This window comes from Bacillota bacterium (assembly GCA_013178045.1).
Classification (GTDB): domain Bacteria; phylum Bacillota; class Ch66; order Ch66; family Ch66; genus Ch66.
Window position 1 is genome coordinate 36,942 of sequence record JABLXP010000012.1, and the last position, 12,682, is coordinate 49,623.

The following is a 12,682-nucleotide window of genomic DNA, read 5'->3' on the forward strand; positions in this document are numbered from 1 at the left end:
ACCATATGTGTCTTAGTTTTACCCGTTGCCAACATTAATTAGATTCACAGGCTAGCAAAGTCGTGCGATGGCAATTCCCACCAGGATTAAGCCTGGGAGCAGCGCTGTTTTTCTCCCTTTTTTGGCCCAAATTGTACTTTTCTCACCAATCAATACACCGGTCCTGACTAATAACATCTGAATAATACCTACCGCCAACGAAGTTATCCCGGCAGGAAGACCAGCAGCAGCGGCACCGAACCCAACTCCCAAGGCATCCATTGACAGAGCAAGCCCCAGTACAAGCGATTCCTGTAAGTCAATATGACCGGATTGGTCAACATCGGCGCTGGAAGGTTCCCGTAATATCTGCGAAAAATTCAAAAGCAGGTTATTCTCTGGCTCTCGAGACGATCCTTTGGGCGGTTCGTCCAGCCAGGATTGGATTAACATTTTCCCGCCCAGGCACAGTAGAATCGCACAGCCGACCAAATTGGCAATCCGGGGGGATAATAAGGTCACTAAAAGTTTACCACATAACATAGATACAAAAACGACAAAGGTAGAGACAGCGGTTAATATCCCTAAGGAAGCGAAGGGGAGCCGAATTCGTCTCATCCCATAAGATATGCCAACCCCAAATCCATCTAAACTAACGGTTAACGCTACCAGTAAAACGTTCAGTAAAGTCACGGCGAACGACCTCCTAAATTCGTTTTCACCGTATAGGATATTCACTTTCAACCGGAAAGGGCACAAAAAAGAACCCTCCCTGGGTTCAAGTGTTAACAGAAAAAAACCGCGGGCGGCCATTCTTCCGCCTGCGGTTCCAGAAACCACGAGAGAATTTATTTGATTAATCCGTACTTACTGGCTTTTCTTACCACCGTCGAATGGGCAACCTCTAACACTTTCGCCGCCTGCCGGGCGCTGTGCCCGACTTCCAGGGCCTTTTTCAGCAGCGCCCGCTCCAGAAGTTCTTCCGCCACCCGCCAGGGCAAAACCTGATTAACCACGATCGGCGTGGGTGGCTCAAATTTACCGGCAGAAATCATTTCCAGAGCCCGTTCATCCACCACATCGCTGTCAGACATGATGACCAGCCGTTCCACCACGTTTTTTAATTCCCGAATGTTTCCCGGCCAATCTGATCTTGTCATATACTGTAAGAGAGAATCCGCAAAACGTTTTTTCAACGAATATTCTTTATTGTACAGATTCAAGTAATACTCTGCCAGCCAAACGATGTCCTCCCTGCGTTCCCGCAGTGGCGGTAACGACAGGGGAATAACACTTAAGCGGTGGTAAAGATCCAGACGAAAACGCCCTTCCCTGGTCATGGCCAACAAATCCTGATTGGTGATGGCAATCACCCGGACATCGACATTGATTGGCTTGCAGCCACCCACTCGATAAAACTGACGTTCCTGAAGAACTCGCAAAAGCTTGGTCTGCAGGTGTAGCGGCAGTTCCCCTACTTCATCCAAGATGATCGTCCCATGATTGGCCAGCTCAAAAAGTCCTGGTTTTCCTTCCGCAAGTGCACCAGTAAAAGCTCCGCGTTCATAACCAAAAAAATGAGCTTCGCAAAGTGTTTCAGGAATAGCGGCACAGTTGACTACAATGATCGGTCCCGTCCTCCGCTCGCTGACCCGATGGATATACTTGGCGAGTTCTTCCTTTCCGACCCCAGTCTCACCCGTGATCAGTAAAGTTGAATTGGCTTTCGCCACTTTGGCAGCCATCCTCAACAATTCCTTCATCTGGGGATTGGCGCTATACGCGAACGGATCCACCGGTCCATCTGGTAACGGGACATCCTCTTTTGGCCGCAATATCTTTTTATTTTGATACTCAGCAAACAATTGTCGCAGAATGGAATCAGTTAAACTTTCGGAGAGGACAAAAGCACCAATCGGATTTTCATGCTTATCTCGGATCGGAATACCCACCGCGCGATAGGGAAAACCAAAAACCGAGTTGTCTCGCGAAAACTCGACGGCGACGGGTTCATTCCGCAAGAGACACATCCAACTCGCCGACCCCTCCAACACGGGATCGCCCAGCTTCCGGTTTTCTCCCACAAAGCTGACCGTGTTCGATTCGTAGAAGTCCAACAAATTTTTTGCACTCAAAATAGAAATCGCCAGCTGTTTTTTGGTAACTTCGGATAAATATGGCGCGATTTCCAGGAAGCACTCTAAAAGTGCCTCACCTTGCTTCCCCTTACGTCGCAGCAGAATAGATGGGCGCTTAGCAGACATTCCACTCCCTCCCCTTGACATCATACCACTGCTCTCCTCGAAAGCAATTAATATGACTCCTCATCGTTGGACATAATCGTCTCCGAATATTTTCACGTTTCTTAAACAGGAGCGACCTTGGAGCCGGAGAAATCGGGCACCAAGGTCGTGGAACTACTGCGTCACCCTGACAGCGAAATCAGGGCAGATCATCAGACACCTTAAACAGCCCACACACTGTTCGGGGTGGGCCGCCACCATCGGCCGGTAGCCGCTGGCATTATAGGAAGGCGAGTTTTCATAGACCCCCATATCACAAATTTCCTGGCAATAGCCGCAGTCTTTACACAGAGCAAAATCAACTTCCACCTGGTAGCTACGGAGATCACAATCCAGGCAGCGTACCGCCTCCGCCATGGCAGTAGCAACATCATATCCCTGCTCCACAGGGGCAAACCCGCCCCGCCGTTCCGCCAGCGGCAGGGTCTCCACCGGGGGTCGGGTTGAACCCATGGGGGCCGTTTCTACCGCGGCCACTTCAGGTTCATCAACGAATTTTTCGGCAATCACCCCGTCGCCACCCAGGAACCGGTCAATCGACACCGCCGCCTGGCGGCCCTGGGCGATCGCCTGGATAATAGAAGACGGGCCAGTCACGGCATCACCAGCGGCAAAAATGCCCGGCTGACTGGTAGCTAGGGTTATGGGATCAACCGCGATGGTACCATCGGGCCGGCCAGCCAGGCCCACAGCGCTGGCCTCCGCCACTTGCCCCACCGCCTCGATCAACAGATCACAAGCCAGGGTAAACTCACTTCCCGGCACTGGTACCGGGCGTGGTCGGCCGCTGCTGTCTTTTTCCCCTAACCGCATTCTTCGCGCCACCAACAGGTTATCCGCAAGCTCGACTGGTGCTGCCAACGACACCAGTTGGATACCTTCTGCCAGGGCGTCCTCGATCTCTTCTTGGCTCGCAGGCATCTCCAGACGGGTGCGGCGGTAAAGCAGGGTGACATGCTGTGCCCCCAGACGAAGCGCAGTACGGGCAGCATCAATCGCTGTGTTGCCTCCCCCGACCACTACCACCTTCTGCCCGATGGCTGGTAATCGGCCGGTATTGGCTTGTTCCAGGAAGGAAACCCCATCGATGACCCGGGCTGAACCGACCACCTTCACGCCCGTGCTGGTAGCCGCCCAGGCCCCCGTAGACACAAAGACCGCATCGAAACCGGCCGTCAGCAGTTGTTGCGCCGAGGCCACCCGGCTGTTGGTTTTAATTTCTACCCCCCGCGCGGTGATCACCGCGATTTCTCGCTCGATCACTTCATTGGGCAGACGATACGCGGGAATACAGTAACGCATCATTCCGCCAGGTAAAGCCCGAGCCTCAAAAATCGTCACCCTGTGCCCCTTACCGGCTAGGTAATAGGCCACAGTCAAACCACAGGGCCCCGCCCCAACCACCGCCACCTTTTTGCCTGTTGAGGTGACCTTCGGCAAACGATCCGACCAAGAACCGGTACTGTTTTCAGCGGCTGCCCTTTTCAACAGCCGAATTGCTACCGGCTCGTCCCACTGGCGCCGGGTGCACTTCAGTTCGCAAGGATGTATACAGGCGTAACCACAGACCGAGGGGAATGGTATACTTTCGCGGATCACAGCCAGGGCCTCGTCAAACTTGCCTTCTCTGATGTACCTGATGTAGCGCGGTACGTCAACGCCAGCCGGACACGCGGCCCGGCATGGGGCGGTCTTACCTTTCTTTCCCGTTGCTTCTCCCATGATCTCCTTCTTCAACTCCTTCCCACCGAATCTATTTGGTTACCAGGGTAACGCCGCGGTGCAGCGCCTGAACGTTCATTTCCGCTACTGGCCCGGTGAAGCGGGCTCTAATCACTGTTTCCAGGCTTTCGGGCCGGACCACCCCGGTCAACGCACTCATGGCCCCCAAAGCAATCATATTGGCTGTCCCGGGATGGCCCAGCTCCTGCGCCATCTCGGTAAAAGGGAAACCGTACAAGTTCTGGCCAGTGCGGCCGGATAAGAGCGTCGTATCGTAAAAAATCGGCACTCCTGACGCATTGGCGGAGTACTTCGACATCGCCTCTTCGGTCAGCGCCAGAATCAAGTCAGGTTTCTCGACCTGCTGAAAAATGATTTCCTCCCGGTCAATAATAACCTCGGCTATGGATAAGCCACCCCGGCTGGCGATTCCATAAGACTGGGTTTGCACCACGTTTTTCCCTTCCAGGATGGCTGCCTCGCCCAGCATGATCCCGCACACAATCAACCCCTGACCGCCAGAACCCGCCAGGATAACTTCGTAGCGCTCCTTCACGCCAAAATCCCACCTTTCTTACGAATTCAGCGCCTTCGCGCGGATCTCCTCATACCTGGTGTTAAAGTCAGGGACATCCCGGTCAACCAACTTACCGATGACAAAGTAGCCATCCCGCATCTCCTCCGGTAACTGTTCGTACTCGGCTGGTGTCACTCCTTTTTCTTTCAGCCAGTGCAGCATGGCGATCGGCACCTTCATTTGATTGTTGGGTCCATAGTGCGTAGAACAAGGACTCACTACCTCAACCAACGAAAACCCTTTCTTGTTCAGGGCCTCTTTTATGAGGTGTTGCAACATGGGTCCGTGGTAGACCGTCCCCCGGGCCACATAATTGGCGCCCGCCGCGGCGGCCAGAGCACACACGTCCAACTCGCGCTCCGGGTTGCCATAGACAGTTGTACTGGTATAACGGTCGGCCGGGGTGGTCGCGGAAAACTGTCCACCGGTCATCCCATAATTGAAATTGTTCACCACGATGGCAGTCACATCAATATTGCGCCGGGCGGCGTGGATGAAATGGTTACCCCCGATGGTCACCCCGTCGCCATCACCCATTAATACCACCACGTGCAGTTCAGGTCTGACTGCTTTAATCCCCGTGGCAAAGGCCAAAGCGCGTCCGTGGGTGGTGTGCAGGGCGTTAGTCGTCACGTAGTCGTCGGCTTTCCCCCAGCAGCCAATTCCGGTCACCACCACCGTGTCTTCATTCGCATAGCCCAGTTCTTCAAAAGCACGTAACAAAGCGCTGAGGACAATGCCATTACCACAGCCCGAGCACCACATCAAGGGGAGACTTCCTGGTCGCAAAAATTTTCTTCCCGTCACGTAGGACACGATGACACCTCCTCCTTCAATTCTGCCTTATTACTTTCAGAATGTCTTGTGGCGTAATGATCTGGCCGTTAAACTGATTGACTCGTCTGATATCTACATCTGGCCCCAGGACCCGCTGCACTTCGCCGGCCACTTGACCAGCGTAGTTCATCTCCGGGACCACGATCATTCTGGCCCGGGCGGCCAGCGTAGCCAGTTCACGATCTGGGAAAGGCCAGATGGTGATGAGTTGCAACACTCCGGCTTTGATCCCTTCTTGTCGGGCGTGCCGGGCTGCGGCCCGTGCCGCTCTGGTGGTAGCACCGAACGTGACCATCAGCACTTCCGCATCATCGACTTCAAAACCTCTGGTCCTGACAATTTCGTCTCGGTAACGGTCGATTTTTTGGTGGAGTTGGGCAATTTTCCAGGCGGCGTTAGCCGGGTTATTATTGCTGACTCCTTCGGCGCCATGCATGGAACTGGTTACATGAAAAACGTACTCACTGCCATAGGCAGCCAGCGGGGCAATGCCGTCCTCCTCGGGAGCAAAGGGCCGGTACTGTTCTGGTGGACCCGTTGGTTTTTTGCGGTCAATTACCGCGATCTCGCCTGGAGCAGGGATAGCAAAGTTTTCTCGCATGTGGGCCACGATTTCATCAGCTGCCAGCACTACAGGCACCCGGTATTTTTCCGCCAGATTGAACGCCTGGACCGTCAAGGTAAAACATTCTTGTACCGAGGCCGGCGATAAAGCAATCAAGGTCTGATCACCGTGACGCCCCCACCGGATCTGCATAATGTCTGCTTGCGCGGGTTTGGTGGCTAACCCGGTACTGGGGCCAACCCGCTGAACATTAACGATCACGCAGGGCACCTCGGCTGCAATCGCCAGTCCCAGGTTCTCCTGCATCAAAGAAAACCCTGGGCCACTGGTGGCAGTGAACGATTTCACACCGGCCAGGGAAGCGCCCACGATGGCTCCCATGCTGGCGATTTCGTCCTCCATCTGCATATACACCCCACCTAATTTAGGCAACTGCCGCGCGCACTCTTCCGCGATCTCTGAAGATGGAGTAATCGGATAACCAGCAAAAAACCTGGCCCCCGCGTAAAGCGCACCTTCAGCAATAGCCTGGTTACCCTGGAGCAGTCTTACTGTTCCTGGCAATATTAACCCCTCCATTTCCATTATCTTCTTCTATTAAATTTTACCATGAGCCAGATATTACTGCATTAAAACCACCTAATTTTTTAATCAACTCACAATATTAGTTGTTATCTAGCCCTTGATAAGCTTGATAAAGCAGTTCCATAGGGTGCATGACCTTGATCGGCCAACCTTTTTGGTTGATTCCATAACTGATTTGGGTCAGACAACTCGGGCAAGCCGCCGCAACCACCTGGGCACCAGTCTGGTTAATGTTCGCCAGTTTGCGTTCGAGAATTTTCATCGCCAGATCATAATGGGTCAGGGCAAAAGTCCCCGAGCCACCACAACAGGCATCAGCACCAGTCATTTCCACCAATTCTACCCCGGGAATTTGCTTAAGCAACCGGCGGGGTTCCTGCGTTATCCCCTGCGCCCTGGCCAGGTGACAGGCATCGTGATAGGTCACCCGCCATTTTCCTGGTGAGTGGGGTGGAGCAATATTGCCAATCGCTCGCTCAATAAACACCTGAACGTCCGCGATGTTTTGATCCCATTCCCCGTTGAACAGATCACGGTAAAGCGGACCCCGCAGGGTGGAGGTACACGAGGCGCAATCGCTGATCACAGCGTCAACATCCAGGGCCTGCAGAACCGCGGCATTTTGGGCCGCCAGTTGCTTCGCCGTTTCCGCTTCTCCATTCGCCAGGGAAGGCAGGCCACAACACTTAATGTCCCGCGGGATTACCACCTCACAGCCCATTCTGGTCAAGACGCCTACCGTGGCCACCGCTACCCGGGGATAAAGCAAGTCAGTCGCACACCCCAAAAAGTAGGCTACACGGTACTTTCTCGCCCCAACTGCCGGGCTAACCGGTGGAAGTTGCTCCCGGGCCGCTCTGTCCGGAATCTTTCCCAGAATTCGTTCCGCCTTCGGCAGATCGCCGGGCAGCAACCGGGTCAACCCCAGGGCACGCCCCAAACTGACCATTCCCAGTTTCTGACCGTAACGAAGACTAGCCACCGTTAGCCGCAGTTTTTTCGGGTTAGCCCAAAGGTTCTGAAAAACCCAGCGTTTGGTCCTGGAAGAATTATATCTGGCGGTTTCCGCCCGGGCTGCCGTGATCATCTCAGCCACGGGAATGGCCGAAGGGCAGATCTGCCGGCAAGACTCGCAGAGCAGACAATTAAACATTTTCTCATGGATAGTCTTATTATTCGGCTCCAGTTCGCCGTTCCGCAACATTTCCACATAAAAGACCCGACCTCGGGGACTTTCGTCTTCTCGCCTGATTTCCTGAAACACCGGGCAAACAATCTTGCACAGTCCACAGCGCAAGCACCTTTTGATCAGGTCGCGGACCACTGGCACCTCCCTTAGCAAGGCGCATCCTCTCCTTCCATTGGAAACACTTTGCCAGGATTCATAATCCCCTTCGGGTCAAACACCCTCTTAATCGCCCGCATGATTTTCACCGCTGCGCCATGTTCGTCTTCCGCGTACATCACGCGCACCGCCCCAACCCCGTGCTCGCCGGTGGTACTACCTTCCAACTGGATCGCCATACGATGAATGTCGTCGACCAACTTCTCCACCCGGGCCACCTCTTCCGGCCGGTCGATGTCCAGCACCGGGGCTGTGTGGATGTTCCCATCGCCAATGTGCCCGTAGTTGACCACCCGCAGGCCGTGTTTATCACCCAGGGCCTTGATCGTTCTGAGAGCCTCAGGAACACGTGAGATGGGCACACTCACGTCATCAGCGGCCATGATCCGCGTGCCATCGGGGCGTAAGCGCGTCGCCGCCACCTCCACCAAGCTGCGCCCTTCCCACAACTCCGCCATCCGCTTCGGGTCAGTGGTAAACTCAACCTGTGACGTCCGCTTTTTCAATACCTCTTCGATCTTCGCTCCTTCCCACTCGACACTGGCCGGACTGCCATCGACTTCAAAGAGGAGCACCGCCTCCGCATTGGGGAGAACCCCGGGTTTGTACAGGTTGACCGCCTCAATGGAGGAGTCGTCTAAAATCTCCACCCCGGACGGGAGAATACCGGACTGGTAGACATCCAACACCGCCTGCGGTGCCTCGTCCTTTTTCGGGAAGACTGCCATGACGATCCCCCGCCCCTTGGGCTTAGGCCAGACCCGCAGCCGGATTCGGGTAATTACCCCCAGGATCCCCTCCGAGCCAACGAATAGTTTAGTTAAATTCATCCCGGACACACTCTTGACCGCCCGGGACCGCAAACCGCCGGTCACGATCACATCCCCGTTAGGTAAAACAACCTCCAAGCCCAGGATATAGTTTTCCGTGGTGCCGTACTTGACCGCCCGCAGCCCCCCGGCGTTGTTGGCCACCATACCGCCAATGGTACACATCCGGCTGCTACCGGGGTCGACCGGGAAAAACAGGCCATACTCAGCTAACCGTTCGTTGAGTTTGGCATGAATCACGCCCGGCCGGACAAACACCTGCATATTCGGCACATCAATTTCCTCAATCACATCCCAGGTAGAGAGGTCGATGACAATTCCCCCCCGAATGGCGACACTCCCGCAGGTCTCTCCCGTACCGGCGCCACGCGGGGTCACTGGTATCCCGTGCGCGTATGCCAGTTTCATTACCTGGGATACTTCTTCCGTCGCCCGGGGCAAAACCACCACGTCGGGGACAAACCGGTTTTGCCTGGCCATGAATGAACTGTCGTACGAGTAGGCCATCAGCCCGACCTCGTCGGTAACCACCTTGTCTGGCCCTAACAATTCGATGAGTTGCTTTCTCAGTTCCTTAACCTCCACAGTAGTGACACCATCCTTTCATTATTGAATTAAGTGGACTCGAAGCCAAAAGGAGGGCGAAGCAAATTCCCCTGCTCGTCAAATTCAACCTGGAACGGCTCACCCACAATTCCACCTGGGTCTAAATTGTATCTATCGATTAAACTTGGGGACAACAAGATCTCCGAAATTTCCAGGGTATTCTTAATCCAAACCACGGTTAAATTTTCCACTTCAACACTCCCCAAACTTTGCAAAACGGCTTCCAGCACTTCTTTATCCGTTTCAAAATGGATCGGGATCCTGGCGCTTACCGGATTTCCTGAAGTAATCGAGTTCGCATAAGTAGCTTGATAATCGATGTTGCTGACCAGCCGGTTGGTGGTAAAATCGGCACGGCCGATTCCAATCGCATTGCCATGGGTTTTTTCCGACAAAGCACGGACAAAAATTCTACCGATATTCGGCTCACTCACGGGCTGATCCCAATAGCGTCCAACAATATTGGGATCCATCCCTGACCCGCTGATGTCTTTGCCCATTTCATCAACAATCAGCAGATCAAATTCCGGGCAGGGCAATCTGGGCATGAGCCGCTTGGCTTCTTCTAGCAGGACTTTTTCCTGCGCGAAAATCTCAGTCACTGGCATGACTTGTATCCTGGCTGTCTGGTCATAAGCGTTTTCTACCAGTCCAATGCCAAACAGAACCCGGCAGTGTTGAAAAACTGTCCGGGCCATTTCTTCAATGGCCATACTGGGGTGTTGTTTTTTCATTTCGCTATGGTAGGCAAGCGCCCCCTGGTGTTTGCCCAGACCAACTACCGCCATTTTCAGCAAGCCGCTTTCAATAGGACCGGAGAATAAAGTATGCGGCTTAATCCGGTTGATCAGGATGATGTGATCGGCGGTAAGAGCGGTCTGGCTCAAAAAAACTGGCGTTCCGCGCTCAGTCCGTCCAACTTCCACGACCTCCATAGAAGAAACCACCGGGCAACCCATTTTTTCTTCAGAAATGCCATAACCGGCCAGAAGTGTGGTCTGCCCTTCGGCCGTTGCCCCGCCATGACTGCCCATGGCGGGGAGAATAAAAGGCTCCAGGCCCCAACTTCTAGTCGTCCGTACGACCATACTGACAATCCGGTCAAGATTAGCGATCCCTCTGCTCCCGACGGCGATGCCGACATTTTGGCCGGCCTGGAAAGTCAGGGAGGAACGTATAGCGGCGAGCTGTTTTTCCAACTCGGCCTCGACATCCGCTAATTTTGTCTGATCCAGGTTCTGTCTGTATTTGACCAGTGCAAACAACGTCCTCACCCCCTCACAGTGCAAAGTGGAAGACTACATCGGATAGAACATGGGGATCAAAATAATGCTTAACACGTATAGCACGATTGTAATAGGTGTCCCAGTCTTAACATAATCCATAAAATGGTATTTCCCCGGTCCCAACACCATGGCCGTAGGCGCACTGCCAATTGGTGTCATAATCGCGATCGATGATCCGATGATTACCCCCATGATCACCCCGTGAGGATCAATCCCCATACTTTTGCACATAAACAGGGCAATCGGGGTCAACATCGCAGATACCCCAGTACACGACATAACCTGGGTGAGGGCCGCCGCCAAAGCAGTCATCACCGCAAAAATGGTGAATGGAGTCGCCGCGGTACCCAGCCAGCTTAACACTGTATCAGCGATGATTTTGCCGGCGCCAGTTTTTTCTAGGGCAGTAGCCAATCCCATCGCTCCAGCCATAACGCAGATGGTTGACCAGGATACAGAGCGGTAAGCTTGTTCCTCGGTAAGACATCCCGTAGCCACAACAATGAAGGCACCCAACATCGCCAGTAACCCAACCGGGAACTTGTGAAACGGCTGGGTAACGAATAGAACCACCATTAAAAGCATCGTGCCGCCGGCGATCCAGGCCTTACTATCGATCGCCTTGCTCTGCGCGCTCACAACCTCTGTGGTCACCGCCGCCTCTTCCTCGGCCATAAATGCTTCGATTTCTTTGGCAAAAATCTTCTGGGCAATTTTATAGCCGATCGTGCACGCGTAAAGCAAAGTCGCAATCGTTAACGGCAAACCAATCGGCACAAATTCAAACATGCTGTATGGCGCCACGCCGGCCTTGGTTATAACCCCTTGTGCCACCAATTGGGGAGTAGAACCAACCAGGGTGATCATCCCGCCGACATTGGCGGCCCAGGATAACGGCATGTACACATACTTGCCACTGAACTTGCGCGCCGAGGTTGCCGCGATCCCCGCTATCACCGGGATAAACATCGCCGTACACGCGGTATTGCTTAAAAAAGCTGATAAACCCGCCGTGGTGCACAAAATCGCCGCCATCACCGTGAGCTGTTTATCACCGGCCAACCGGACAATCGTCCGCCCAATGGCCGGGGCTACACCGGTTTGAAACATGGCCCCTCCAACCACCATCATGCCGGCGACCAGCAAAACCACGTCGGAAGAAAAGCCGCTGAAAGCATCAGTAACCGAGATTGTTTTGGTCAATGCTAAAACAACACAGATTCCCACCGAGGTTACGCCAATAGGAAAAATTTCCAGGGCATAAAAGATAAGAGCAACCACAAGAACAATGATCGTCATCGTTGAAGCAGCCATTAATTTACCCTCCTTAATCTTTAATTTTTGAGGATAGCACAGACTAATGACTTTATAAGCATGATAGCGCCCCGTTTAATTCTTTTAATTCTACTGACCATCACCCCCAATCATGGGGTTAAGGTTTTCGAACCGGCTGTTTCGGAAGCTCTATCCGTTATCACCTGATCACACTATTTTCCGTCTACATCCGCTGCTTTCAACAATGCTACAAGTCCTAATCAGCTTGTTCAGTTACACAAACCTTAACCAGCTATCTCCCTTATCCCGCTAAACTCCTGACACACTTACCGCGGTTACAACTAAAATCACGGTAATGCTGTGGAATTATCGGTCTCCTGTTATTAGTAGATATTGCAATATCTATGCCACAGCCAGCTAGAAGTTAAATTAACTGATTTTTATGAATATAAAAGGCACCATACAAATTTCACCAATGCTTCAATAAATGTGGTGGTAGCTCTATGCACCATTAATCAGCAGTTAGATTGTATTTGAGATTTCCCTATTTATGGGTGCTTCAGTAATCCACCAGCCGGGGCATTCTTGCACATAGCCGGTCGAAAAATGCAACCTTATTCAGTGTGACCATCGCCCATCAGGTACTGGTGAATCGACCGCGCCGCCACTTTTCCAGCCCCCATCGCCAGGATCACGGTGGCCGCCCCCGTAACGATGTCGCCGCCAGCAAAAACGCCAGGGATGGATGTAGCCCCATTCTTGTCGGCCACGA

11 protein-coding genes are annotated in these 12,682 nt (G+C 53.3%); all 11 read right to left on the reverse strand.

Annotated features, from left to right (window positions below; translation table 11 throughout):
- Positions 1-51 precede the first annotated feature (51 nt).
- On the reverse strand, positions 52-672 hold the full coding sequence (gene ytaF / locus HPY81_07385) for a sporulation membrane protein YtaF (protein ID NPV27253.1): 621 nt from the start codon (positions 670-672) through the stop codon (positions 52-54).
- A gap of 155 nt (positions 673-827) precedes the next feature.
- On the reverse strand, positions 828-2,243 hold the full coding sequence (locus tag HPY81_07390; protein ID NPV27254.1) for a sigma 54-interacting transcriptional regulator: 1,416 nt from the start codon (positions 2,241-2,243) through the stop codon (positions 828-830).
- A 153-nt stretch (positions 2,244-2,396) separates the two neighbouring features.
- Positions 2,397-4,019 (reverse strand): FAD-dependent oxidoreductase, encoded by a 1,623-nt coding sequence (locus HPY81_07395; protein ID NPV27255.1) that lies wholly within the window; start codon positions 4,017-4,019, stop codon positions 2,397-2,399.
- A 16-nt stretch (positions 4,020-4,035) separates the two neighbouring features.
- Positions 4,036-4,560 (reverse strand): 2-oxoacid:ferredoxin oxidoreductase subunit gamma, encoded by a 525-nt coding sequence (locus HPY81_07400; GenBank protein NPV27256.1) that lies wholly within the window; start codon positions 4,558-4,560, stop codon positions 4,036-4,038.
- 18 nt (positions 4,561-4,578) lie between these two features.
- Positions 4,579-5,346: a 2-oxoacid:ferredoxin oxidoreductase subunit beta gene (locus HPY81_07405; protein NPV27257.1), complete on the reverse strand. Its 768-nt coding sequence runs from the start codon at positions 5,344-5,346 to the stop codon at positions 4,579-4,581.
- A gap of 67 nt (positions 5,347-5,413) precedes the next feature.
- The gene (locus HPY81_07410; protein NPV27258.1) at positions 5,414-6,562 is read right to left on the reverse strand and encodes a 2-oxoacid:acceptor oxidoreductase subunit alpha; all 1,149 of its coding nucleotides are present in this window, start codon (positions 6,560-6,562) and stop codon (positions 5,414-5,416) included.
- A gap of 85 nt (positions 6,563-6,647) precedes the next feature.
- Positions 6,648-7,910, reverse strand: coding sequence for a (Fe-S)-binding protein (locus tag HPY81_07415; protein NPV27259.1), 1,263 nt, complete (start codon positions 7,908-7,910; stop codon positions 6,648-6,650).
- Positions 7,904-9,250, reverse strand: coding sequence for an FAD-binding protein (locus HPY81_07420; GenBank protein ID NPV27260.1), 1,347 nt, complete (start codon positions 9,248-9,250; stop codon positions 7,904-7,906). Before HPY81_07420 ends, HPY81_07415 begins: the two co-directional genes overlap by 7 nt.
- 107 nt (positions 9,251-9,357) lie before the next feature.
- Positions 9,358-10,614 carry a DUF2088 domain-containing protein gene (locus tag HPY81_07425; protein NPV27261.1) on the reverse strand — a complete coding sequence of 419 codons (1,257 nt, stop codon included), beginning with the start codon at positions 10,612-10,614 and terminating at the stop codon, positions 9,358-9,360.
- Between the two features lie 33 nt (positions 10,615-10,647).
- Positions 10,648-11,949, reverse strand: coding sequence for an SLC13/DASS family transporter (locus HPY81_07430; protein NPV27262.1), 1,302 nt, complete (start codon positions 11,947-11,949; stop codon positions 10,648-10,650).
- A 575-nt stretch (positions 11,950-12,524) separates the two neighbouring features.
- A partial coding sequence (locus tag HPY81_07435) for a dihydropyrimidine dehydrogenase (protein ID NPV27263.1) occupies positions 12,525-12,682 on the reverse strand: 158 nt, incomplete at its 5' end.